Origin of the sequence: Yersinia vastinensis (genome assembly GCF_044905075.1) — a bacterium.
GTDB classification, from domain to species: Bacteria; Pseudomonadota; Gammaproteobacteria; order Enterobacterales; family Enterobacteriaceae; genus Yersinia; species Yersinia vastinensis.
The window spans coordinates 1,317,731-1,341,745 of sequence record NZ_CP173260.1 but is presented as its reverse complement, the minus strand read 5'-3'; the positions used below and the strand labels follow the sequence as shown (position 1 = coordinate 1,341,745).

Sequence of the window (24,015 nt, the reverse complement as noted above, 5' to 3'; positions counted from 1 at the left end):
GCATGGCGTATACGCAAAAAGCGGTAAAAAAGGTCAGTGGTATCCATTATTTTGCTCAAGGATGGCAGTTAATTTCCCGCCCAGGTATCCGGCGATTCGTGATTTTACCTTTATTGGTGAATATTCTGCTGATGGGAGGCGCTTTTTGGTGGTTATTCAACCGGATAGGTGACTGGGTTCCTCATTTGATGAGTTATGTCCCGGATTGGTTGCAGTGGCTGAGCTATTTATTATGGCCAGTGATGGTTATTTCGGTGCTACTGGTATTCAGTTATCTCTTCAGCACCCTCGCCAATTTTATCGCAGCCCCCTTTAACGGTTTATTAGCTGAACAATTGGAAGCCAGCCTTACCGGCAAGCCCCTACCCGATACGGGTATCATGGGGATTGTGAAAGATTTGCCGCGCATTATGGCGCGTGAATGGCGTAAATTAGCCTATTACTTGCCACGTGCTGTGGTATTGCTCTTGCTTTACCTCGTCCCTGGTGTGGGGCAAACACTGGCCCCGGTACTGTGGTTCCTGTTCAGCGCTTGGATGTTATCAATTCAATATTGTGATTATCCTTTCGATAACCATAAAGTGAGTTTTCAGCACATGCGCAGTGCATTACGCCAAGATAAAGTCGATAACTTGCAATTTGGTGCACTGGTGAGCTTATTCACTATGATCCCATTCCTGAATCTGGTGATTATGCCGGTTGCCGTCTGCGGTGCCACGGCAATGTGGGTTGATCGCTATCGTGAGCAGTTTATTCAACCATCACGTTAATGTTCCATGGGCGTGCGAGTCACGCCCTTGTTATTGGGATTAAAACTTATTTCTTAATAACATATCGATATACCAATTACTTACTTCCATAGCCATACTGTTAGCGTATGCTTTGAACGTTTCCTACATTTTCATAGAGTTAAAGGACGGGCTATGAGCAAGATATATGAAGACAACTCTTTAACAATCGGCCATACGCCGCTGGTTCGTCTGAACCGTATCGGCAACGGACGCATTTTGGCGAAGGTTGAATCACGCAATCCAAGTTTCAGCGTTAAATGTCGTATCGGTGCCAATATGATTTGGGATGCCGAAAACAAAGGCATCCTGACCGAAGGTAAAGAACTGGTGGAACCGACCAGTGGCAATACCGGTGTTGCACTGGCTTTTGTCGCCGCAGCACGTGGGTATAAATTAACCCTAACCATGCCTGAAACCATGAGCATTGAGCGGCGTAAATTACTGAAAGCGCTGGGAGCAAATCTGGTGCTGACTGAAGGCGCTAAAGGGATGAAAGGGGCGATTGCCAAAGCCGAAGAAATTCAGGCCACTGACCCAGACCGCTATATCATTTTGCAGCAGTTCAGTAACCCGGCAAACCCAGAAATTCACGAGAAAACGACTGGCCCGGAAATCTGGGAAGATACAGACGGTGAAGTGGATGTCTTTGTTGCAGGCGTTGGGACTGGCGGTACACTAACGGGTGTCAGCCGCTACCTCAAAAAGACCAAAGGCAAGGCCATTACCGCCGTTGCGGTTGAGCCAACAGATTCTCCTGTAATCACCCAGGCATTGGCGGGCCAGGAAATCAAACCAGGCCCACATAAAATTCAGGGTATTGGGGCAGGTTTCATTCCGGGTAACCTTGACCTGAGCCTGATTGACCGTGTTGCTTTAGTGACCAATGACGAAGCCATCTCTATGGCTCGCCGTTTGATGGACGAAGAAGGTATTTTGGCCGGTATTTCTTCTGGTGCAGCAGTGGCTGCTGCGGTTAAGCTTTCTGAAGAAGAAGGCTTTACTGACAAAACAATTGTGGTTATTCTTCCCTCCTCGGGTGAGCGTTACTTAAGTACGGCATTGTTTGCAGACTTGTTCACTGAGCAAGAGCTGCAACAGTAATCTTGCTGCCGCACTAAATGCTAAAAAAGCACCCACTCGGGTGCTTTTTTTGTGGCACACTTCAAAGTTTTCACTACATAAAGATTGATTTTACCCTCTGGGTTTAGTATTTAACCGGTCAATTATTTTGATACGCGAAATTAATCACGTATTGAGCGCCTCTCTGGCTGAATCGATTTATCAATTATGCAACACAACAAAAAATGTCATCACCGAATGCTGATTGAAGACATAACGCAAAGAGAGCATTATTCTTAGAAGTAGCAGTTTCGATTTTTGGCCTGAACTCAGGTTATATCGGAAATTGTCTTTGTGACTAACCTGCCGTTGAGGCAAAGTCATGCGCGAGTTGAAAGATGTCGTAATACGCGCACCAATACAGGCTAAAGTTTAGTTTTTACACTAAACTTTAGCTCCACAACATAAATCCAATAAGTTGGGGAAATACAATGTTCCAGCAAGAAGTTACTATTACTGCACCAAACGGTCTGCATACCCGCCCTGCTGCCCAGTTCGTAAAAGAAGCAAAAGGCTTTGCGTCTGAAATTACCGTGACCTCTAACGGTAAAAGCGCCAGCGCCAAGAGCCTGTTCAAACTACAAACTCTGGGCCTGACCCAAGGTACTGTTGTTACGATCTCTGCTGAAGGCGAAGATGAGAAGAAAGCTGTTGAGCATCTGGTAAAACTGATGGCAGAGCTTGAGTAATCACGCGCGCTTTTTGAGTTAACACCAGTCAAGAGTAAGGTAGGGTTATGATTTCAGGCATTTTAGTATCACCGGGTATTGCTTTTGGTAAAGCACTTTTGCTGAAAGAAGATGAGATTGTCATCAACCGGAAAAAGATCTCTGCTGACCAAGTGGAGCAGGAAGTCGAGCGTTTCAAAACTGGGCGTGCCAAAGCGGCTGAACAGTTGGAAGCGATTAAGACCAAAGCTGGCATAAGCCTAGGCGAAGAGAAAGCTGCCATCTTCGAAGGGCATATCATGCTGTTGGAAGACGAAGAGCTTGAGCAGGAAATCATAGCCCTCATCAAAGATGAGCATGCCACTGCTGATGCAGCCGCTTATTCAGTCATTGAAGGGCAAGCAAAAGCCTTGGAAGAGCTGGATGACGAATACCTGAAAGAACGTGCAGCTGACGTACGTGATATCGGTAAACGCTTGCTGAAGAATATTCTCGGTCTGACCATTGTCGATTTAAGCGCAATTCAGGATGAAGTGATTCTGGTTGCCACCGATCTGACGCCGTCAGAAACCGCACAGCTTAATCTGGATAAAGTATTAGGGTTCATCACCGATTTGGGTGGCCGAACTTCCCACACCTCCATTATGGCGCGTTCCTTGGAGTTGCCGGCGATTGTCGGAACAACTGATGTGACCAAACAAGTCAAGAATGGCGACTATTTGATCCTGGACGCGGTAAACAACAAAGTTTATTTAAATCCAACTGCAGATGTGATTGAGCAGTTGAAAGCGGTAAATACTCAGTACATCACTGAGAAAAATGATCTGGCCAAACTGAAAGACCTGCCCGCTATCACCCTTGATGGCCATCAGGTTGAAGTCGTTGCCAACATCGGTACTGTGCGTGATATCGCCGGTGCAGAGCGTAATGGCGCTGAAGGCGTGGGTCTATACCGTACAGAATTCCTGTTCATGGACCGCGACTCACTGCCGACTGAAGAAGAGCAGTTCCAGGCTTATAAAGCCGTTGCGGAAGCCATGGGCTCTCAGGCAGTTATCGTCCGCACTATGGATATCGGCGGCGATAAAGATCTGCCGTACATGAACTTGCCGAAAGAAGAAAACCCATTCTTGGGTTGGCGCGCAATCCGTATTGCTATGGATCGCAAAGAAATTCTGCACGCACAATTGCGCGCAATCTTACGCGCATCTGCGTTTGGTAAATTGCGTATCATGTTCCCGATGATCATTTCGGTTGAAGAAGTGCGCGAACTGAAAGCAGAACTTGAACTGCTGAAGAGCCAGTTACGTGAAGAAAACAAGGCCTTTGATGAAACTATCGAGGTCGGTGTTATGGTGGAAACACCAGCGGCGGCGGTCATCGCTCGCCATCTGGCTAAAGAAGTTGACTTCTTTAGTATTGGGACAAACGATCTAACTCAGTATACTCTGGCAGTAGATCGTGGCAATGAGCTGATTTCTCATCTCTATAATCCAATGTCGCCATCGGTATTGGGCCTGATCAAACAGGTTATTGATGCATCTCACGCTGAAGGTAAGTGGACCGGTATGTGCGGTGAACTTGCTGGCGATGAACGTGCTACACTGTTGCTATTGGGCATGGGGCTGGATGAGTTCAGCATGAGTGCAATTTCGATCCCACGCATCAAGAAAATTATCCGTAATACGAATTTCGAAGATGTGAAGGTGTTGGCGGAGCAGGCATTAGCTCAACCAACAGCGAAGGAATTGATGGATTTGGTTACCACATTCATCGAAGAAAAAACGCTCTGCTAATTCCACGATACTGGAACGCTGCCCAATATAAATACTTAGGAGAAGATCATGGGTTTGTTCGATAAACTGAAATCATTGGTTTCAGATGATAAAAAAGACAGTGGCACGATTGAAATTGTTGCTCCGCTGTCTGGCGAGATCGTTAACATCGAAGATGTTCCTGATGTTGTATTTGCAGAGAAAATCGTTGGTGATGGGATTGCCATCAAGCCTTCAGGCAACAAAATGGTTGCTCCTGTTGACGGCACCATTGGTAAAATTTTCGAGACTAACCATGCTTTTTCTATCGAATCAGACAGCGGCATTGAGCTGTTCGTCCACTTCGGTATTGATACTGTTGAACTGAAAGGCGAAGGCTTTAAGCGTATCGCTGAAGAAGGCCAGCGCGTCAAGAAAGGTGATGTGGTTATTGAGTTCAATCTGGCCCTGCTGGAAGAGAAAGCCAAGTCTACACTGACTCCGGTTGTTATCTCTAACATGGACGAGATTAAAGAGCTGATTAAGTTGTCTGGTAGTGTCACCGTGGGTGAGACACCGATTATTCGTATCAAAAAGTAATTTTATGCGAATGAAAAACGGCGCCTAAGGGCGCCGTTTTTGTTGACGATGAATATGGAGGTTAATCTGTCGTTATCCATCGTGGCACTCGCAGTGTAATCACCAACCCCCCCTGCTCGCCATTTCTTGCGTCAACCTGCCCACCATGTGCCAAAATCACTTTCCGTGTAATTGCCAGCCCCAGCCCATAACCTTTACCAGACATTGCCGACTTGACGCGCACGAATGGGTCAAAAATACTGGAAAGTTTGCTCTCTTCAACACCCGGTCCTTGGTCAGAAACCTGAATCTGATAACTCTTATCACTTTGCGTCAGTGCCACTATGACTTGTTGACCATGGGCAGAAAAACGCAGCGCATTGCGAACAATATTATCAATCGCCCGCCGCATTAGCTCGGCATTCCCTTTAACGGTATAGCCTATTTGTGGTGTGACCTGTAGTAGGATTTCGACTCCCGGCACTTGTGCTTCGTAGCGAGCATCGTTAACCACGACTTTCACTAACTCGTGCAAATCGAAATACTCGTCATCATCAGAAATATCATGGTTTTCAGCACGAGAAAGCGCTAATAACTCACCAATCATCTTATCCAGCCGTTCCGACTCATGCTCAATACGCTGCAATGAGTTCTCAACATTAACGGGATTTTGGCGTGCCAATCCAATGGCTAATTGCAATCGCGCCAATGGCGAACGTAGTTCATGGGAAACATCATGCAGCAATTGTTCACGAGCACTGACTAATGCCTCCAGACGTTCAGCCATTGAGTCAAAATCTCGCGCCACTTCAGTAAGCTCATCATGACGGCGTCGCATAACAGGCAACAGCCGCACTGATAAATCGCCCTGTGCCACTCGCTCAAAACCGGCCCGAAGCTGGCGCATTGGCCGTGTTAGATTCCAAGCCAACAATGCGCTAAAGAACAGCCCCCCCAGCACCCCCATCCAGATCATGGGGATCGGAATGTTCAGAATTTCGCGGCGACTTTCCCCCTCCTGCCGATTGACCTCACGCAAACCATCGATATCGTAACTGATACGATAATTCTGACCATCAGGGCCTTTGACCCATTCCGTGACTTCTCTGCTGTAAAATTCAGGCTCCCGACCTTCAGGCGGTCGCGCGTTATTCAAGGGTTTTTCTGCAACAGGTGGTATCTCGGTGGCCGGCAACACCGAAAAGTGGTTTTTATCGGCCTCAGGCCAGTTTGCAATCATGGTATTTAATGCAGGAAGGCCACCAGACTGAAGTATCGAGGCCGCTGATGCGACTTGTAATTTAGCAATCTGACGAACCATCTCGCGTTCAGGAGGTTCGTGGCGATTACCGTAAAAGGAGAACACCACCCAGAGCATCTGAGTCATTAAAATAAAGGTAAGCCAAAATCCTAATAGGATTTTCCAAAATAACCTTCCGCGCATAGCCTATCTGCTCCACCAATCGCGATTATCTGATGCGATAGCCAATACTACGTACCGTTTCAATGTTTAACGTATTCCCCGGTAACGCCGCGAGTTTCTGTCTAATATTGCTAATGTGCACATCGACACTGCGATCATAGGCTTCACGTGGTCGCCCTAGCCCTTTATCTGATAACTCATCTTTGGTGACGACACGATCGGGTGAGCGCAACAGCAATTCCAGCAAATTAAACTCTGAGGCAGTTAGGTCAAATGGCTTACCCTGCCATTCACTGCTTCGGGTTGATGGATTGAGCGTTAAGTCACCCTGAGTAATGACACTGTCATCGGTTGATGACAAATCTGGATGCTCATCAAAGCGGCGTAATACCGCGCGCAGGCGTGCTACTAATTCACGTGGGTAGCACGGCTTTGGCATATAGTCATCCGCCCCCATTTCAAGGCCAATAACCCGGTCAATATTGTCACCTTTGGCCGTCAGCATAATAATTGGCAAACGGCTTTTTTTGCGCACTTGTCGCAAAACATCAATACCACTCATATCAGGCAACATAATGTCGAGGATCAAGGCGGTATACTCCCCGGACAAGGCGCCTTCAATGCCCGCTTTGCCGGTTAATACCAATTCGGCGTTAAACCCCTCGCCACTTAGGTATTCCCTCAACATAGTGCCCAGTTCAACATCATCATCGACTAACAAAATTTTCATGTTTTAACTCTCCTGCCTGATTTCGGCTATTTTCATGCCTATTTGACTCGCGCGCAGCCGGTTTTACTCAATCCTTACATATTCTTGAGTTTCACTTAACTCACACTTTTTGGGTCTTAGCGGTAAATTATCCCCCTGCATTTAGCTTCACCATTCTCTTCATCGTGGTTCAAGGATCTTTGATTGATTATGCAACAGGTTACAGGGTCGAAACGACGCCTTATCTGGCTGGCTACCGTGCTACTGATTGCCGGTGGTGTACTGCTGTTTATAATGATGTCACCCGCAGATAAACCCCGGTTTATTACCGCACCCGCAGAAATCCGCACACTGGAACAAACTGTACTGGCTGATGGAACGATTAAGGCAAGAAAACAAGTCACGGTGGGTGCTCAGGTATCAGGGCAAATTAAAGCTCTTCATGTCACCCTAGGACAACAGGTAGAAAAAGGCCAGTTAGTTGCTGAAATTGATGACCTTACTCAGCAAAATGCCCTGAAGGATGCACAAGAGGCTCTGAAAAATGTGCTGGCGCAACGCGCAGCAAAAGTGGCTGCACAGAAAAATAATCAACTGACCTACCAGCGGCAACAGCAAATTCTGGCGAAAGGCCTCGGTGTTCGTGCTGATTTTGACAGCGCGAAAGCAACATTAGACAGCACCCAAGCTGAAATTAATGCGCTGGACGCACAAATTGCGCAGGCCGAAATCGCCGTCAGTACCGCCAAGCTCAATCTAGGCTATACCAAAATCAGCGCCCCCATTGCCGGGACTGTGGTCGCCATTCCTGTCGAAGAGGGGCAAACCGTCAATGCGGTGCAAAGCGCCCCAACCATTATCAAAGTGGCACAACTCGATACCATGACTGTCGAGGCACAAATTTCCGAAGCGGACGTGGTCAAAGTTAAAGCAGGCATGCCGGTTTACTTCACCATTTTAGGGGAGCCGGAAGAGCGATTCAGCGCGACATTGCGAGCCATCGAACCGGCACCGGACTCAATTAATGATGAAACCACCACCACCTCATCATCAAGTAGCAGTTCCAGTTCTTCGACTACCACCGCTATTTACTATAACGGTTTGTTTGATGTCGCCAATCCGAATGGTGCATTACGTATTTCAATGACCGCGCAGGTATATATCGTGCTACAAAAAGCCGAGAACGCCATTGTTATCCCCGCAACAGCGCTGGAAAACGACAATGGGCACTACCGGGTACAAGTGGTGGATGATGGGGGCAAGATCAGTGTCCGTGAGGTGACGGTTGGGCTAAACAACAATGTTGATGCTCAGATACTCTCCGGCCTGCAAGCTGGGGAACAAGTGATTGTCAGTCAGGCAAGTGCCAACACCTCCAACAGTAAGGCCCAGCGTATGGGGCCACCGATGGGGATGTAACAGATGCCAAATCGCAATCAAGGCAAGATTTTACTGCAACTCGATAACGTCAGCCGTTGGTTTATTACCGGGGAAAAAACCACGGGTGAAACCAGAGTTCAGGTACTGAAAAATATCAATCTGACCATTCACCACGGTGAAATGGTAGCGATTGTCGGGGCATCAGGCTCCGGCAAATCCACATTGATGAATATTCTTGGTTGTCTGGATAAGCCGAGTTCAGGCGAATATCTGGTGGCCGGGCGCATTCCTTTGCATTTGGACCCAGATGCATTAGCTGAATTACGTCGCGAGCATTTTGGTTTTATTTTTCAGCGCTACCATTTGCTCAATGATTTAAATGCGCAGGAGAATGTTGAAATTCCAGCAGTATATGCCGGTGTCGAACGTGAAGAGCGCCGCCGCCGAGCAGCCAGCCTACTGTCGCGCCTTGGGTTGGCTGAACGAATGGATTATCGCCCAAGTCAGCTTTCTGGCGGTCAGCAGCAACGGGTCAGTATTGCCAGAGCACTGATGAATGGCGGGGAAGTTATTCTGGCCGATGAACCCACCGGCGCACTCGATACGCACAGTGGGGTTGAAGTCTTAAACATTCTCAAAGAGTTACACCGGCAAGGGCATACGGTGGTCATTGTCACGCATGATATGTCAATTGCAGAACATGCTCAGCGAATTATTGAACTCAGAGATGGCGAGATTATCGCTGACCGGCAAATGCTGCATGCCGAGTCCTCAGAGCGACCACAGAACAGCGGTGATGTTGAGCAACCACCTGATACAACGAGTAAAACACCACTCACGCCATGGAAAGCCCAACGCGACCGGCTACAAGAGGCGTTCAAGATGGCGGTGCTGGCAATGTCAGCGCAGCGTCTACGGACTCTGCTGACCATGTTGGGGATTATTATTGGTATTGCCTCCGTGGTTTCTGTCGTGGCTCTGGGTAAAGGGTCGCAACAACAAGTTCTGGCAAATATCAACGCAATGGGTACCAGTACATTGGAGATTTTCCCCGGTAAGGATTTTGGTGATATGCGCTCTGCGGCAATTCACACTCTGCGTGCCACCGATGCTGACGCGCTGGCACAGCAGGGTTACATTCACAGCGTGACGCCGACGGTGTCTACCAGTACCACTTTGCGTTACGGCAATAAATCGGTCAGTGGCACGGTGAATGGTGTCGGTGAACAATATTTTGTCGTGCGGGGTTATAACATCGCCCAAGGCATGGCCTTTAACCGCACCAGCGTCAATAACTTGATGCAAGAGGTCGTTATCGATGAGAACACCCGCGACAAGCTATTTCCCAATGGTGAAAACCCTATTGGCAAAGTTATCTTACTTGGCTCTCTGCCTTGTCGGGTGATTGGTGTCGCGGCCAAAAAACAGAGTGGCTTTGGCAGCGATGAAAATCTCAATGTGTGGATCCCATACACCACCGCAATGAAGCGCATGCTTGGGCAATCTTATTTGAAAAGTATCACTGTGCGAGTGAACGATGATATCGATCTGGCCAATGCCGAGCAGGGTGTGACCAAGCTACTGACTCAGCGCCATGGAACACAGGATTTTTTCGTTATGAACACCGACAGTATTCGTCAAACTATTGAGAAAACGACATCAACCATGACATTGTTGGTATCGATGATCGCGGTTATCTCATTGGTGGTCGGTGGTATTGGAGTGATGAATATCATGCTGGTTTCCGTCACCGAGCGCACCAAAGAGATTGGTGTTCGAATGGCGGTCGGCGCGCGAGCCAGCGATATTATGCAGCAATTTTTAATTGAAGCCGTGCTGGTGTGTCTGTTAGGCGGTAGCCTTGGTGTGGTGTTATCTCTGGGGATCGGCCTGTTATTTAGCCAATTCAGCACTAACTTCTCGATGATTTACTCCGCGACATCCATTATTACCGCGTTTGTTTGTTCCAGTTTGATTGGTGTGATTTTTGGTTTTTTCCCTGCCAAGCGGGCAGCAGAAATGGATCCGATCAGGGCATTAGAGCGGGAGTAGAATCAGTTATTCGATTAGCTAATATTCAATTTGCTCGCTTCGCCGCTACACGGCGTCAAAAGAGTCGGGCCGCTAGACGGCGGCCCACCACTGGCGGCCGTGTTTCTATCCAAAAACCCCAGTCGATAAATAGCGATCTCCGCGATCACAAATTATTGCTACGATAACCGCATCTGGGTTTTCGGCGGCGATACGTAGTGCTCCAGCCACCGCCCCCCCAGAACTGACACCACAAAAGATCCCCTCCTCCGTGGCTAGGCGGCGCATGGTCTGTTCGGCGTCATTCTGGCTGATATCTAACACCTGATCCACCCACTCAGGGCGAAAAATTCCCGGCATATATTCTGGTGACCAGCGGCGAATCCCTGGAATACTGCTACCTTCAGCCGGTTGCAGACCAATAATAGTGACCTGTGGATTTTGACTTTTCAGATATTGGCTAACGCCGGTAATCGTGCCGGTGGTGCCCATACTGGAGACAAAATGGCTTACTTTTCCTGCAGTTTGCTGCCAAATTTCCGGCCCAGTGCCAGTAAAATGTGCATACGGATTATCTGTATTATTAAACTGATCCAACACCTTGCCTTGCCCATCGGCTTGCATCATTAATGCCAGATCCCGCGCACCTTCCATACCTTGCTCGCGGCTGACTAAAATTAACTCCGCACCGTAGGCACGCATGGCCGTTTGACGCTCCAGACTCATATTTTCCGGCATCAGCAATTTCAGCCGATATCCTTTCATCGCGGCAATCATCGCCAGCGCAATACCGGTATTCCCACTGGTCGCCTCAATCAACACATCACCCGGTGCAATCTCGCCACGCAGTTCGGCCTGTTGAATCATGGCAAAAGCAGCACGGTCTTTCACCGAGCCTGCCGGATTGTTACCTTCCAATTTGACCCAAATCTGGGCATTCAGCCCTTGGTTCAAGCGTTGCAGTTTTACGAGGGGGGTATTGCCGATGCATTGTTCAAGGGTTGTCACGTTGATTACCTATTAAATACCCCTCCTCCTTGAAGTCGCAGCGGTGTTCGCTGCTCTCACGAACCTGAATCACTTATTTAAATAAGTGATTCAGGATTCGCTCATTAGCTGCCTGGCGGCCACTCCAATGACTTTGGGTATGATTCTGTGTCTACAAAAAAGAAGAAAAACTTATCAGGCGCTTTGGGCTAAAGCAATGGGTTGTAATAATTGATCGCCTGAATATAAGCGAGCATTTAATCCACCGACGTAATAGCGATTGCCGCGTACAGGAGCATCAATATTGCCCTCTGGCAGGACGACACTGATAGGGTCCTGATGCCAACCAATTGGTTGTACAGTCAATTGCCAGAAGTGACCACGCGGGCTAACTTCAAGCACCTGCACCGGCAGTGGGCAGCGATCACTTGATTGTGTGCTGACTTCCATCTCCCATGGACGCAGGAATAAATCGACACTGCCTTGGTGCATTGGTGCAAGATCCAACGGCCAATGGTGGGCACCAATAAACAGTTGTGAACCGCGAATTTCACCGCTCAGGCGGTTAACCTCACCGAGGAATTCCAGCACAAAGCGGGTCGCGGGGTCACGCCACACTTCATCTGGCGTTCCGACCTGTTCGATATTGCCCTGACTCATCACCACCACACGGTCAGCCACTTCCATCGCCTCTTCCTGATCGTGGGTCACAAAAACGCTGGTGAATTTCAATTCTTCATGCAATTGGCGTAACCAGCGGCGCAGCTCTTTACGCACCTGTGCATCCAGCGCACCGAAAGGCTCATCCAGCAGCAAGATTTGCGGTTCAACGGCCAATGCGCGTGCCAAAGCTACGCGCTGTTTCTGACCACCAGAAAGTTGAGAAGGATAACGATTTGCAAGATGACCTAATTGCACCATCTCCAACAATTGTTCCACTTTCTGCTTAATAGCCGCAGCATTGGGACGCTCGCGGCGCGGTAACACGGTTAAGCCAAAGGCGATGTTATCGAACACGGTCATATGGCGGAACAGCGCATAATGCTGGAAAACGAAACCCACGCGCCGATCACGGGCATGCAGCCGGCTGACGTCAGTGCCGTGGAAGCTTAAACGCCCGGCATTTTGATTCTCTAGCCCGGCAATAATGCGCAATAGCGTGGTTTTCCCCGAACCGGAAGGACCAAGCAAAGCCACCATCTGACCAGAAGGAATATCCAGAGAGATGTCGTTCAGCACTTTGGTGCGACCAAAATACTTGCTGATATTATCAATCTCAATGCTCATGCTTTTGCTCCTGTTCAAGACGAACAACTTGGCGCGCTAAACGCCATTGCAGGCCACTTTTCAGAAAAAGGGTCACGATTGCCATCAGCGTCAATAACGCCGCGGCAGTGAATGCCCCGGCAGTATTGTAATCCTGATGCAACAACTCAACTTGCAGTGGCAAGGTGTATGTCTCGCCACGAATAGAACCCGAAACCACCGATACTGCACCAAACTCACCGATAGCACGGGCATTGGTCAGCACGACACCGTATAGAAGTGCCCAGCGAATATTGGGTAACGTCACGCGGCGAAACATCTGCCAGCCTGAAGCTCCGAGCAATACCGCCGCTTCATCCTCTTGGCTACCCTGACTCATCATCACAGGCACCAGTTCACGTACCACAAATGGGCAGGTCACAAAAATAGTGACCAGCACCATGCCGGGCCACGAGAACATTAATTGGATATCGTGAGAATCCAGCCAACCTCCGACGATGCCGTTTGAACCGTAAAACAGCAGATACATCAAACCGGCCACCACGGGTGAAACCGCAAACGGGATATCAATTAACGTCATTAATAACTGGCGACCGGGGAAGACAAATCGGGTCACCAACCAAGCCAGTACCACCCCAAACACCAGATTGACCGGCACGGTAATCAGCGCCACCAACACCGTCAACCAGATGGCATGCAGCATATCGGGGTCAGTTAAATTCTGAACCACCACCTCATACCCTTTCGAGAATGCAGTGATAAAGATCCACACCATCGGGATCACTAACAGCAAAAACGAGAACAACGCACCAATCGCAATGAGTGTCCATTTGCCCCAGTTAATCGGCGGGCGGGCCACACCATTAAACTCCGTGATATCCGCCATCAGTGCCCACCTATCCGCCGACCAAAACGGCTTTGTAACGTGTTAATACCAAACAGCAGCACCAGTGAAACCGCCAGAATGACGGAAGCGATGGCACTGGCTGCCGGGTAATCAAATTCTTGTAAACGGATGAAAATCATCAGCGAGGTGACTTCCGTCTTCCACGCGATGTTGCCAGCAATAAAGATAACGGCGCCAAACTCCCCCAGACTGCGGGTAAAAGATAACGCGGTTCCAGCTAACAGTGCCGGAGCCAGTTCTGGCATCACAACCAGACGGAAACTCTGCCAGCGGCTAGCGCCCAAAGTCTCTGCAGCTTCTTCATATTCCGGCCCCAATTCTTCTAACACTGGCTGTACCGTGCGCACCACAAATGGCAAGCTGGTAAAGGCCATGGCGACGGCAATCCCAAGCCAGGTAAAGGAAACTTTGATACCAAACTCGTTTAACCAAGCCCCATACCAGCCGGTGGTAGAAAACAGGGTTGCCAATGTCAGCCCCGCCACTGCAGTAGGCAGAGCGAACGGCAAATCCATCAAACCATCCAACACACTGCGACCAGGGAATTGGTAGCGAGTCAGGATCCAAGCCATCAACATGCCAAATACCGCATTAAAGACACTCGCCACACCTGCCGCCAGCAAGGTCACTTTATAAGCCGCCACAACCTGAGGGTTGGTAATAACTTCCCAGTATTGCGCCCAACTCATTTGGGCGACCTGCATGACTAATGCGCTGAGGGGTAATAACAAGATCAGGCAAGTGTAAAGCAGGCTGCTCCCGAGACTGAGGGTAAATCCGGGCAGAACCCGTTTACTGGATGCCGACAACATTACTGATGCCCTTTCGCTAACAACTTATCCAACTCACCGCCGGTGACGAAATGGGTGCTCATCACTTGTGGCCAGCTACCAAATTGCTCTTCAACACGGAATAATTTGGTTTCTGGGAATTGGGATTTCGCCGCTTCCATTGCCGCTTTGTCATAAACGCGGTAATTAAAACTGGTGATAACCTGCTGTGCCGCGGGGCTATAAAGGTAAGTTAGGTAAGCTTTGGCTGCTTTTTCCGTGCCATTCTTCTCTACATTCTTATCTACCCACGCGACAGGAAATTCCGCCAGAATATCGACCGGTGGGACAATCACTTCATATTTGTCGCTACCATATTCTTTACGGATGTTATTCACTTCAGACTCGAAACTGATCAGCACGTCACCTAAGCCACGCTCAACAAACGTGGTCGTTGCCCCACGACCGCCGGTATCAAAGACCACTACATTTTTCAGGAAACGTTGCATCCAATCGCGGGTTTTGGCCTCATCCTTGCCATTGGCTTGCTGAGTCGCCCCCCAAGCTGCCAGATAGGTATAACGGCCATTACCTGAGGTTTTAGGATTTGGGAAAACCAATTTGACGTCTTCACGCACTAAATCATCCCAGTTATGAATATTCTTGGGATTGTCTTTACGCACCAGAAAAGCCATCGTGGAATAGAATGGCGAGCTATTATTCGGCAGGCGGGCTTGCCAATCGGCCGGAATCAAATTGCCACGATCATGCAGAATTTGCACATCCGTCACTTGGTTGTAAGTCACTACATCGGCTTTCAGACCTTGTAAGATAGCTAGCGCCTGCTTAGAAGAACCAGCATGAGACTGTTTAATGGTCAGTTTGTCACCGGGATTTTGTTGTTCCCATTGCTGCTGGAAACCCGGATTCAATGCGGTGAATAATTCGCGGGAGACATCATAAGAGCTGTTAAGCAACTCAGTGGCGCAGGCGGTTGCACTGGTGAAAATTAACGCGCTTAATAAGGCGGCACGAGTTAATCCGTTACGTGGACTTTTCTTCACTGAGTTCTGTTTCATTCTGCACCTTATTCACTGAGTTCATTCACCAAGCATTTATCATTGATTACGAATGATGAGCTTTAATATCTTCAGTGTATTTATAACTAGGCGCATACCTATAACGGTTTTATATACCGTTTAGTGATGTTCAAGTATCAAATGCTCTAAGCCAGTCACAACGCTGGTCGCCAGCCTCTCTAATTTGCTGGCCTTCGCCCATGAAAAAGCCCAGCCAACCTGCACTGGGCATAAAAATGAATTATTTTATTTCTGCACGACAACCGCGGCGGTATTTGGACCAATAGCACCACTGAATGGCTTGCCGTCGATAGCATCTACCATCCGTAAGCCCGACGGACGAATCCAGCGCTGCACACGGGATGGCATGTCAAAACCAATCAGCAGAATAACCACAAATGTCAGACTGAATGAGAGTGAACCCAGTGCGGTTCCGAGACTGAGGTGTTGAGCAATCGATGCCCCCATAATCGGTGCTAATGCTCCGCCCAATGCACCGACGTTATAGGTAAAGCCCAGGCCCGCAGCACGTTGTTCAGTATCAAAGTAGCCCCCAAGCAGTTTTGGCAACAACCCCGCAATCCCCTGCCCCAGCATCTGTTGCAGGAACAATAATCCCCCCAAGAACAAGATGCTGCTGCCCTGAATCGCAAACAGTGGGATTATCAGCAATTGTGAAATCAGCAAACTGGTCACATAAGCCTTACGAGTGCCTAGCCAATCGCCTAGGAAGCCCCCCACACAGCAGCCTACTGCCGCCCCAAAACCACTGAAGAACAACACATTGCCCACAGTGTGTGGGTCATAGCCCAAATCCATTTTCAGGTAAGTTGGCAATAATGCCTGAATCGGCCATGAATAGAGGAAGGCGCAAAATACCACCACCATCAGCATCACACCGGTTGGCCAGCGCTCACCACTGGTTTGAATCATAAAGTAGATAAATATCGCGGCACAAACAATGCCGAGAATCACCACCAGCGGTGTCGATACCATGCCAGTGAAACAGGCATAGAGTGCGGCGGCGGCAAAGATTGTCAGGGCAATATTCAGGTAGCTCAAATGGCTGCGATACAGAATATCCACCATATTGCGGTCTTTCGTCTGCTTCGATTGCTGTTGTTTACTTTGGGCTTTTTCCCAATCCTCGGCTTCTGGCAGATTTTTACGTAACCACAATGCAAAGATAATTGGCAGTAATCCAATGTAGAACAACATACGCCAGCCAAATGCTGGAACCACGTAGCTATAAGCCTGAGCCGCTAATACCGCGCCGATAGAAAAACCAGAAATCAAAAAACCGCTGGCTTTGTTGCGCATATTTTTAGGCCAGCTTTCCATCACGTAGGTGGAACTGGAGCCATACTCCCCGGCCATCCCGATACCAATAATCAGACGGGCGATGAACAGAGTGGTGTAACCCGGAGCTAAACCGCAGGCCAACGTACCGAAGGAAAACAGCACAATACTGGTGATCATCGCCAACTTACGGCCATAACGGTCACCCATGGCCCCAAGCACCAACCCACCAAACCAGCGTGAAATGAAGGCCGCTGAAATCAGGCTGGTCGCTTCAATCAGCGTCAGACCGAACTCTTGTTTAATATCTGTCAGAACCAGAGTAATAAGAACAAAATCAAAACCGTCCAGGGCATAACCGATCCAGGCGGCAATAAATGCCTTCCATTGCGCAGGCGTCAGTTGCTTATACCAACGCAATGGTTTGTCTCCACGAGATTGTACTGAAGTGCTCATATCGTCGCTCTCTCTCCACCACCAGCTAAGTTCACTGGCGGAAACTGTTTTCCTCGCGGCAGGGTTAACCCTAGCAACTGATTGTTTAACAACATTTAATCTGTCACTGCCAGACGGTTCTCGCCACATTTATATTTATGTGGTTTTACTCCAAACTAAATATAACAAAGGAGTAAAACTCCATTTGAGTGTATAAGATCAGCCCGCTATTTCAATCACAATGTGTCTAAAACGTGACAAAGATGGCGAAATGCTGAGGAGAATGAGACTGACAACAGGATGAAGAGGTATTTACCACTGCGGGCGGAATATCTCCGCCACCGTGGCTAGGTATTGCAGCAGGAAATGTATTACCGGTCATCCATTTTGGCTAACCGCTTGCGTTGTTTTACGCTTAATGCTCTCAGCCTGCGCCGGATCCGCTTTCACCAACAAGGCGTAGATCAGATCCAAAACAAACAATTGTGCGATCTTGGTACCAATGGAATCCCCCTGCAACTGGCCCTGACGGTTGCCGTTAATCAACACATAATCCGCCAGTTCAGTTATGGTGGAACCCATATTGTGCGTCAATGCGACCGTGGTCGCCCCTGCCTGCTTGGCCAATTTTAATGCATGTACCGTTTCAGCCGAAGTACCTGAATGACTGATACCAATTGCGACATCACCGGGACGCATCAATGAAGCCTGCATATACATAAAATGGTTATTTGTTGCGGCATCAACTCGCAATCCAATACGCATCAATTTGCCTTTAGCATCTTCTGCGGTGATACCTGATGAACCGACACCAAAAATACAGATACGATCGGCTGGGCGCAGTAACTTGACCACCTGCTCGACACTCTCGATAGAAAGCAAATTGAGCGTCTCTGACAGCACATTATTAATTGCCGATTGCAATTTACTGCCAATTGCCAGCGTATCATCGCCCTCTTGCACATCCGCATCTAACAGACTGTTTTCGCTGTTATGCCGGGTAGCAACTTCAATGGCTAAATCCATCTTGAAGTCCTGAAAGCCTTTATAGCCCAGTGTCCGGCAGAAACGAATAATCGTGGCTTCTCCGGCTTGTGTCAGCGAGGAAAGGTCGGCAATAGAAAGCTGGGTAACATTGGCCGGTTCCGCCAAAATATAAGCAGCAATGCGCTGTGCTGAACGGGTCAGGCTATTTTGCATTGCACCCAAGGCATCAAGGATTTTACCTGGCTTAAAACGGGGAGCACCAGTTTTCACGCGGACACCTCAAGTGAAAGAGAATGGATGGATTGAGGACAGTGGTTCTGGGGCGCATCATTACATAATTGGCCCAGTTCGTGAAGAAAAATGGCAGTGTGATGCGGGGTGAGATCAATAAAAAAACCCCGGGGGGCCGGGGAAGATGTCAAAGATAACGTGCGTTATTATTATATCAAAATCATAAACCTAGCCGGCGCTATAGCAAACTTTTGTGGACTTTTACTACCACCTTCTTGATAGAACCGGAGCCAGTAATCAAGCACCCTGGCTTATGCGGTTCACCCGGTAAAAATACCGCAAACATTCCCGGCAGCATACGTAACTGACTTTTATCTGGAATATCAGCAATCAGTTGGTAGTCATCATCGGCGTGATAAGGTTCAACATGCTCGGTCGGCGTCAGTGTTGAATATTCAATCCCTTCAATGCCACTTATCAATAACTGAACATCAGCATAGGTGCGGTGCATCTCTGCTTTCTTATTTTCAGCCGGCTGAGTATCGAACTCCATCACATTCATGAATAGCAGCTCGCCGTCGATTTCATGACGCCCACAACTTAACGCCGACAGGGGTTGCTCGGCCAAATAAGCTAAAACCCATTGAAGACGTTCAGGTAATGCACTAAAAAATGCTGTTTGTGTTAATGATCCGTTGATCATAGCGATCCTCTTATTTTACTTATAATGATAGAGCACCCAGTTATTGGCGGCAGCGTTGGCTGCCACGTCAATGACCCAAGGTATGTCTGGCCCACAATGCCGCACCTAATAACCCGCTATCTTGACGATGATGGGCTGACTGCATTGGCACGCGATAAATTTCTGGCAGAATTTTCTGTGCGCCAATGACTCGCTCTAGATACCCCACAGCCAAACCAACACTGCCCCCCAGAATCACCACTTCCAGATCTAACGCCATTTTCATGTCTGCCAGCATCTGAGCAATCGCCGTCGCGGAGCGATTAATAATATTTTCTGCCTGAATATTGCCAAGCTGTGCCATTTCAAACACTCTGGCGGCGGCAACGGGCTGCTTCCAACCTAAGGTTTCTGCGGCAATCGCCGTGCCGGAAGACACACTTTCGACACACCCCCGACGGCCACAACCACACAGTAAACCGTGGGGGTCAGACAGTGTGTGGCCAATGTGCCCAGCCAACCCATGGTGACCCACCAGCAACTTTTTATTCAAAACAATGCCGCCGCCCACGCCGGTAGATACGGTCACAAACATCATATTGTCGTAATCATCGCTGAGCGCCTGATATTCAGCCCAAGCAGCGGCCTGCCCATCGTTGAGCAACACACAAGGCAATTGTGCAATTGACTGGATGCAGTCTTGTAATGGGAAATCAGCCAACCCGCCTAAATTCGCCGGATTCAGGGCCGTCAGCCGCCCATCATTGATAATGCCCGTTGATGCAACAGCAATAAAATCAACCAGATGTCGATAAGGTGCTATCAAGGTTTCCAGTGCTACTGCCAATTGTTCAGCTCCACCGCGCGGTGTTGCCATTTGCTGACGGCCAATCAACATGCCGCTTTCAGTAACCACCGCGGCCGCAATTTTTGTTCCACCGATATCCAATGCCAACACTTTTCCCATCTGGCGTGACCCTCTTGCACCTGTAATAAATGTAATGATGATGACGAAATGACTATGGCAACTTTTCGCCTTAAACTCCATTGTTATTTTTGTATTGGAGTAAAACTCCCAAATAAATTTAACTGGCCCCCTCCTACCGCCTCAAACCGAAGGGGATAACTCACATTTTGGCGTTCTTAGCATTGCGCCGTACAAATAAAAGATCTAACATAATGGAGTAAAACTTCATTTAAAATTAAAGATCGGAGCTAAAAACCGTGAGCAACCTGACTGCGAGTGATAAAACGATGAGTAACACAAGTAATCTCCGCCACAAGCTCCAGAATGGACTTATCGCCTCTTGTCAGCCCGTCCCTGGCAGTGCTATGGATACACCTGAAATCGTGGCAGCAATGGCAAAGGCAGCACTCGATGGCGGCGCGGTTGGCCTGCGTGTTGAAGGGATTCGCAATATCGAAGCAGTGCGTCGGGTGACCGATGCGCCAATCATCGGCATCATTAAACGCGACCTGCCTGATTCTGAAGTCAGAATTACACCTTGGCTAGAAGATGTAGACGCGCTCAGTGCCGCCGGTGCCAATATTATTGCTTTTGATGCCACTTGCCGCCCTCGTCCGGTTTCAGTTGAAGCCTTATATCAGCGGGTTCGAGCCACAGGCTGCCTGACGATGGCTGATGCCTCCAACATTGAAGATGGTCTGGCCGCATATCGGCTTGGCATCGATTTTATTGGCACGACCCTGTCGGGCTATACCCAAATCACAGTGCCCACTGAGCCGGATCTGGCGCTGGTTAAACAATTATCCCAAGCGGGCTGCCGAGTGATTGCCGAGGGCCGTTATAATTCACCAGCATTGGCCGCAGCGGCTATCTCTGCGGGCGCTTATGCGGTGACTGTCGGATCCGCCATTACCCGAATTGAACACATTTGCGGTTGGTTCTGTGATGCTATTGCAGAACAAACAACGTCAGAACAGATGACTGAAGAACCGGAAACCGCAAAACTGACCGAATACTGATTGCTATCGTACTCAAACTATTGTGACCACCAGGGTCATCTCTCTGATTGATTAAGGACGCGTATGAAAAAGTTAACTGGTTTGATTGCTGCTCCGCACACTCCCTTTGATGAATTGGGTGAAGTTAATTATCCCGTCATCGACCAAATTGCAGAGCATCTGGTCAATGACGGCGTAGAAGGCGTCTATGTTTGCGGTACCACCGGCGAGGGTATTCATTGCTCGGTTGAAGAACGCAAAAAAATTGCAGAACGCTGGGTAAAAGCAGCCCAAGGTAAATTGAGCATTACCTTACATACTGGTGCACTGAGCATCAAAGATGCCGTTGACCTGTCGCGTCATGCTGAAACACTGGATATTTTCGCCACCTCAGCCATCGGCCCTTGCTTCTTTAAGCCGGGTAATCTGGATGATTTAATTGCCTATTGTCAGGCTATCGCGGCTGCGGCTCCATCGAAAGGTTTCTATTACTATCATTCCGGGATGTCTGGTGTGAATTTGGATATGGAACAATTCCTGATTAAAGCAGAATCGAAGATCCCAAATCTGTCAGGAATTAAGTTCAATAATGCGGATTTGTATGAATTCCAACGCTGCCTGCGGGTCAGTGGTGGTAAATTTGATATCCCATTCGGGGTGGATGAACATTTACCGGGCGGGTTGGCAGTCGGTGCCATTGGGGCAGTCGGTAGCACATATAATTATGCTGCCCCACTGTTCCAAAAAATTATTGCGGACTTCAACGCAGGTAATCAAGCCGCCGTTCAGCGCAGTATGGATCAGGTTATCGCGCTTATCCGTGTACTGGTTGAGTTTGGCGGGGTGGCAGCCGGTAAGGCAGCGATGCAATTACACGGTATTGATGCCGGTAACCCGCGTTTACCACTGCGTGCGCTGACCAAAGAACAAAAGCAAACGGTGGTAAACAGAATGCGTGATGCCATCTATCCGGCTTAAAATAAATTAACGCGATGACACAAAAAACAGAAAGGCCGGATATCCGGCCTTTTATTATAGGGACAATAGCTTAGTCAGTGACGGCGCAAAATAATAACTACCGGTCACAGGCTTACTAAAGCCCAGTAACAAATCATGCTTGCCATCAAGTGAACCGAACATGCTCAATAATTGCTGTTCAATATTATGAAGGCGAGCGCAATAAGCAATGAAATACAAACCGTGTTTCCCGCTAGCAGTCCCATACGGCAAGCTTTGACGCAGAATTTTCAACCCTTTGCCATCTTCTTTAAGATCAACCCGACTCACGTGGGAGGTATCCGGACGTTGGTCCGAAGGTAATTCCTCACTATCAGATTTTGTGCGCCCAACAATTTGCTCTTGCTTGTGCTCAGGGATGCGTTTCCATTTTTTCAGGTCATGTTCATAGCGCTGAACTAATATATAGCTCCCTCCGGCATCCTCTTCACCCTCTGCGATCACCGCCACTTCCGGGCGACTGTCGCCTTGCGGATTTTCTGTACCATCAATAAAACCGGTAAAATCACGCTCTTCAACCCAACGGAAGCCATGGGTCTCTTCTTCAACCGCAATAGCATCACCGAAAGCCGCTACAGCAGCTTGCGCAAGGGTAAAGTTAATATCCTGACGCAGTGACTGAATATGAATTAATAAGTCGCGTTGCGTCGCTGGAGCGATCATGGGAGCTTTGCCCAATGGAACAAAAGGTTTCAATTCTTTCGCGCCCTGCCCATTCGACAGGTCATGCCACACATCGGAACCAAAAGCGATAACTGCGCCTAAATGCTCATTAGGAAATTTATTTTTTAATTCTTCTAATGCCTGACAGAATTTTTTGCATCCCTGACGAATGGCATCAAACTCACCTTGCACTTTGGCTTCCATGAAAATGGCAAAACGGCAGTGCTCCAGCAATATGCCACTCTGAACTTCGGTCATATTTTTTCCCCACTAAAAATGAGTATTGGTTATGCTGGGTATCATAGCTGAAGCGATTAAAATAACCTTGCGTCAGCGCAAAATAAAATTGAGCGAGGGAATAGGCTATTGAGAAATATAATAATATTATTAAGGCGCTTAAAATAACTCGCGCCTTAATGAGTAGCTAATCGGAGGGGAATAATATTTATTCGCTTTTAGCGCGCCAAATAATTTTACTCACCTTCCAGCTTTGCAGCGAGTCATCAGAAGGCATTAACCCCTCCGGGCCATGCCAGTCGCCATCAAATAAATAGCTCACATGCGAACTGTCTGGTGCAGCGCATTCGATTTGTGCGGCATCATCACCCGAGCCATGACGACAAACGCCAAAAGCTTTTTTATATAATTTACTAAATGGCGTACCTATCGTCACACCCCATTGACTCGGAATATTTTTATCCATCACGTCGATTCGCTCTACCGTACCTTTCGGCTGGCCAGAGATAACCAACTTAATTTGGTCTTCTTTCATAGCCTGATAGAAAGAAATCAATTTACCATCGTCAGTTGCCATACCACTGCGTAGCCGATAATCCCCTTTCAGACCTTCTTTTATCTCATTTTCACTCAAGGGTGTGCTGGCTGTTATCCCACCGACACCCTTATCAGTAACCTGCATGCTGCTACTGCCGCTGAACCAATTAAGTGGCGACAAACTTGACCAGGAGAAACCGGACATACTCGAGCACCCGGCTAACAACAAAGGGGCACCCAGTAATAACAACCGCACCCCAGAAAATCGTGGGCGAAGATTCATCTAAAGCTCCTTAAAAAAACCACTGCATCCAATAAGCCTTTCTGCAGATAAGGGGCAGAAGCAAAAGAGGGGCAGTTGAAAAAAAGATAACCAGTGATTGGAGTCCACGTAGCTGAAAAAGTGCCATATCCCATCAGGCTTTGATCATTAGAGCCACAATAAACAAACTAAATCAACTCAGGAAAACTAGAGAAAAAACCGTTGATAGGGTTGATA

General features: G+C 48.4%; 22 protein-coding genes. 9 read left to right on the top strand and 13 right to left on the bottom strand.

What is annotated here, in order from left to right:
• The first annotated feature begins 2 nt into the window (after positions 1-2).
• From cysZ to crr, 5 genes are all read left to right on the top strand, one after another.
• Positions 3-770, top strand: a complete 768-nt coding sequence (gene cysZ / locus ACIOG0_RS06100; protein ID WP_050101831.1) for a sulfate transporter CysZ — start codon at positions 3-5, stop codon at positions 768-770.
• Between the two features lie 153 nt (positions 771-923).
• Entirely contained in the window at positions 924-1,892 is a 969-nt protein-coding gene (gene cysK, locus ACIOG0_RS06095) for a cysteine synthase A (protein WP_050101829.1), read from the top strand.
• Positions 1,893-2,341: 449 nt separating this feature from the next.
• Positions 2,342-2,599: a phosphocarrier protein Hpr gene (gene ptsH, locus ACIOG0_RS06090; RefSeq protein ID WP_004712628.1), complete on the top strand. Its 258-nt coding sequence runs from the start codon at positions 2,342-2,344 to the stop codon at positions 2,597-2,599.
• 47 nt (positions 2,600-2,646) lie between these two features.
• Entirely contained in the window at positions 2,647-4,374 is a 1,728-nt protein-coding gene (ptsI, locus tag ACIOG0_RS06085; protein WP_050101827.1) for a phosphoenolpyruvate-protein phosphotransferase PtsI, read from the top strand.
• A gap of 48 nt (positions 4,375-4,422) precedes the next feature.
• A complete protein-coding gene (gene crr / locus ACIOG0_RS06080) occupies positions 4,423-4,932 on the top strand; it encodes a PTS glucose transporter subunit IIA (protein ID WP_004392561.1) in 510 nt (169 codons plus the stop codon).
• 61 nt (positions 4,933-4,993) lie between these two features.
• Here crr and ACIOG0_RS06075 read toward each other — a convergent pair whose 3' ends face one another.
• Together ACIOG0_RS06075 and ACIOG0_RS06070 are read right to left on the bottom strand one after the other, a co-directional pair.
• Entirely contained in the window at positions 4,994-6,355 is a 1,362-nt protein-coding gene (locus ACIOG0_RS06075) for a HAMP domain-containing sensor histidine kinase (protein ID WP_050101825.1), read from the bottom strand.
• 25 nt (positions 6,356-6,380) lie between these two features.
• Positions 6,381-7,064, bottom strand: a complete 684-nt coding sequence (locus ACIOG0_RS06070; RefSeq protein WP_050101824.1) for a response regulator transcription factor — start codon at positions 7,062-7,064, stop codon at positions 6,381-6,383.
• Positions 7,065-7,253: 189 nt separating this feature from the next.
• Between ACIOG0_RS06070 and ACIOG0_RS06065 the strand changes: the two genes are divergently transcribed.
• Both ACIOG0_RS06065 and ACIOG0_RS06060 read left to right on the top strand, forming a co-directional pair.
• On the top strand, positions 7,254-8,462 hold the full coding sequence (locus ACIOG0_RS06065; protein WP_050101822.1) for an efflux RND transporter periplasmic adaptor subunit: 1,209 nt from the start codon (positions 7,254-7,256) through the stop codon (positions 8,460-8,462).
• 3 nt (positions 8,463-8,465) lie between these two features.
• Positions 8,466-10,475, top strand: coding sequence for a MacB family efflux pump subunit (locus ACIOG0_RS06060; protein WP_050140697.1), 2,010 nt, complete (start codon positions 8,466-8,468; stop codon positions 10,473-10,475).
• A gap of 105 nt (positions 10,476-10,580) precedes the next feature.
• Here ACIOG0_RS06060 and cysM read toward each other — a convergent pair whose 3' ends face one another.
• The 9 genes from cysM to ACIOG0_RS06015 form a co-directional block, all read right to left on the bottom strand.
• Positions 10,581-11,462: a cysteine synthase CysM gene (cysM, locus tag ACIOG0_RS06055; protein WP_050101819.1), complete on the bottom strand. Its 882-nt coding sequence runs from the start codon at positions 11,460-11,462 to the stop codon at positions 10,581-10,583.
• Between the two features lie 174 nt (positions 11,463-11,636).
• The gene (gene cysA, locus ACIOG0_RS06050; protein WP_050101817.1) at positions 11,637-12,728 is read right to left on the bottom strand and encodes a sulfate/thiosulfate ABC transporter ATP-binding protein CysA; all 1,092 of its coding nucleotides are present in this window, start codon (positions 12,726-12,728) and stop codon (positions 11,637-11,639) included.
• On the bottom strand, positions 12,718-13,593 hold the full coding sequence (cysW, locus tag ACIOG0_RS06045; protein WP_050101815.1) for a sulfate/thiosulfate ABC transporter permease CysW: 876 nt from the start codon (positions 13,591-13,593) through the stop codon (positions 12,718-12,720). Before cysW ends, cysA begins: the two co-directional genes overlap by 11 nt.
• Positions 13,593-14,426, bottom strand: a complete 834-nt coding sequence (gene cysT / locus ACIOG0_RS06040) for a sulfate/thiosulfate ABC transporter permease CysT (protein ID WP_050083455.1) — start codon at positions 14,424-14,426, stop codon at positions 13,593-13,595. Before cysT ends, cysW begins: the two co-directional genes overlap by 1 nt.
• Complete coding sequence (locus ACIOG0_RS06035; RefSeq protein ID WP_050101813.1) at positions 14,426-15,463, bottom strand: sulfate ABC transporter substrate-binding protein; 1,038 nt, start codon at positions 15,461-15,463, stop codon at positions 14,426-14,428. Before ACIOG0_RS06035 ends, cysT begins: the two co-directional genes overlap by 1 nt.
• Before the next feature lie 246 nt (positions 15,464-15,709).
• The gene (locus ACIOG0_RS06030; RefSeq protein ID WP_050101811.1) at positions 15,710-17,218 is read right to left on the bottom strand and encodes an MFS transporter; all 1,509 of its coding nucleotides are present in this window, start codon (positions 17,216-17,218) and stop codon (positions 15,710-15,712) included.
• A 357-nt stretch (positions 17,219-17,575) separates the two neighbouring features.
• On the bottom strand, positions 17,576-18,454 hold the full coding sequence (locus ACIOG0_RS06025; RefSeq protein WP_050101810.1) for a MurR/RpiR family transcriptional regulator: 879 nt from the start codon (positions 18,452-18,454) through the stop codon (positions 17,576-17,578).
• Between the two features lie 199 nt (positions 18,455-18,653).
• Positions 18,654-19,118 (bottom strand): N-acetylneuraminate anomerase, encoded by a 465-nt coding sequence (nanQ, locus tag ACIOG0_RS06020; RefSeq protein ID WP_050140695.1) that lies wholly within the window; start codon positions 19,116-19,118, stop codon positions 18,654-18,656.
• Between the two features lie 67 nt (positions 19,119-19,185).
• Positions 19,186-20,064: an N-acetylmannosamine kinase gene (locus tag ACIOG0_RS06015; protein ID WP_050101807.1), complete on the bottom strand. Its 879-nt coding sequence runs from the start codon at positions 20,062-20,064 to the stop codon at positions 19,186-19,188.
• 287 nt (positions 20,065-20,351) lie between these two features.
• Here ACIOG0_RS06015 and ACIOG0_RS06010 point away from each other — a divergent pair, with 287 nt between their 5' ends.
• Both ACIOG0_RS06010 and ACIOG0_RS06005 read left to right on the top strand, forming a co-directional pair.
• Entirely contained in the window at positions 20,352-21,083 is a 732-nt protein-coding gene (locus ACIOG0_RS06010) for an N-acetylmannosamine-6-phosphate 2-epimerase (protein ID WP_128451399.1), read from the top strand.
• 63 nt (positions 21,084-21,146) lie between these two features.
• Positions 21,147-22,040 (top strand): dihydrodipicolinate synthase family protein, encoded by an 894-nt coding sequence (locus tag ACIOG0_RS06005; protein WP_050101804.1) that lies wholly within the window; start codon positions 21,147-21,149, stop codon positions 22,038-22,040.
• Between the two features lie 54 nt (positions 22,041-22,094).
• On the opposite strand, the gene ACIOG0_RS06000 is transcribed toward ACIOG0_RS06005, so the two are convergent.
• On the bottom strand, positions 22,095-23,000 hold the full coding sequence (locus tag ACIOG0_RS06000; protein WP_050101802.1) for a Dyp-type peroxidase: 906 nt from the start codon (positions 22,998-23,000) through the stop codon (positions 22,095-22,097).
• A 187-nt stretch (positions 23,001-23,187) separates the two neighbouring features.
• The gene (locus ACIOG0_RS05995; protein ID WP_050101800.1) at positions 23,188-23,799 is read right to left on the bottom strand and encodes an RpoE-regulated lipoprotein; all 612 of its coding nucleotides are present in this window, start codon (positions 23,797-23,799) and stop codon (positions 23,188-23,190) included.
• Between the last annotated feature and the right edge of the window lie 216 nt (positions 23,800-24,015).

What these genes read in the sequence shown, in the direction of transcription:
- cysZ (WP_050101831.1), top strand. Translation starts at nt 3, where the DNA reads ATGGCGTATACGCAAAAAGCGGTAAAAAAGGTCAGTGGTATCCATTAT.
- cysK (WP_050101829.1), top strand. Translation starts at nt 924, where the DNA reads ATGAGCAAGATATATGAAGACAACTCTTTAACAATCGGCCATACGCCG.
- ptsH (WP_004712628.1), top strand. Translation starts at nt 2,342, where the DNA reads ATGTTCCAGCAAGAAGTTACTATTACTGCACCAAACGGTCTGCATACC.
- ptsI (WP_050101827.1), top strand. Translation starts at nt 2,647, where the DNA reads ATGATTTCAGGCATTTTAGTATCACCGGGTATTGCTTTTGGTAAAGCA.
- crr (WP_004392561.1), top strand. Translation starts at nt 4,423, where the DNA reads ATGGGTTTGTTCGATAAACTGAAATCATTGGTTTCAGATGATAAAAAA.
- ACIOG0_RS06075 (WP_050101825.1), bottom strand. Translation starts at nt 6,355, where the DNA reads ATGCGCGGAAGGTTATTTTGGAAAATCCTATTAGGATTTTGGCTTACC.
- ACIOG0_RS06070 (WP_050101824.1), bottom strand. Translation starts at nt 7,064, where the DNA reads ATGAAAATTTTGTTAGTCGATGATGATGTTGAACTGGGCACTATGTTG.
- ACIOG0_RS06065 (WP_050101822.1), top strand. Translation starts at nt 7,254, where the DNA reads ATGCAACAGGTTACAGGGTCGAAACGACGCCTTATCTGGCTGGCTACC.
- ACIOG0_RS06060 (WP_050140697.1), top strand. Translation starts at nt 8,466, where the DNA reads ATGCCAAATCGCAATCAAGGCAAGATTTTACTGCAACTCGATAACGTC.
- cysA (WP_050101817.1), bottom strand. Translation starts at nt 12,728, where the DNA reads ATGAGCATTGAGATTGATAATATCAGCAAGTATTTTGGTCGCACCAAA.
- cysW (WP_050101815.1), bottom strand. Translation starts at nt 13,593, where the DNA reads ATGGCGGATATCACGGAGTTTAATGGTGTGGCCCGCCCGCCGATTAAC.
- cysT (WP_050083455.1), bottom strand. Translation starts at nt 14,426, where the DNA reads ATGTTGTCGGCATCCAGTAAACGGGTTCTGCCCGGATTTACCCTCAGT.
- ACIOG0_RS06035 (WP_050101813.1), bottom strand. Translation starts at nt 15,463, where the DNA reads ATGAAACAGAACTCAGTGAAGAAAAGTCCACGTAACGGATTAACTCGT.
- ACIOG0_RS06030 (WP_050101811.1), bottom strand. Translation starts at nt 17,218, where the DNA reads ATGAGCACTTCAGTACAATCTCGTGGAGACAAACCATTGCGTTGGTAT.
- nanQ (WP_050140695.1), bottom strand. Translation starts at nt 19,118, where the DNA reads ATGATCAACGGATCATTAACACAAACAGCATTTTTTAGTGCATTACCT.
- ACIOG0_RS06015 (WP_050101807.1), bottom strand. Translation starts at nt 20,064, where the DNA reads ATGGGAAAAGTGTTGGCATTGGATATCGGTGGAACAAAAATTGCGGCC.
- ACIOG0_RS06010 (WP_128451399.1), top strand. Translation starts at nt 20,352, where the DNA reads ATGAGTAACACAAGTAATCTCCGCCACAAGCTCCAGAATGGACTTATC.
- ACIOG0_RS06005 (WP_050101804.1), top strand. Translation starts at nt 21,147, where the DNA reads ATGAAAAAGTTAACTGGTTTGATTGCTGCTCCGCACACTCCCTTTGAT.
- ACIOG0_RS06000 (WP_050101802.1), bottom strand. Translation starts at nt 23,000, where the DNA reads ATGACCGAAGTTCAGAGTGGCATATTGCTGGAGCACTGCCGTTTTGCC.
- ACIOG0_RS05995 (WP_050101800.1), bottom strand. Translation starts at nt 23,799, where the DNA reads ATGAATCTTCGCCCACGATTTTCTGGGGTGCGGTTGTTATTACTGGGT.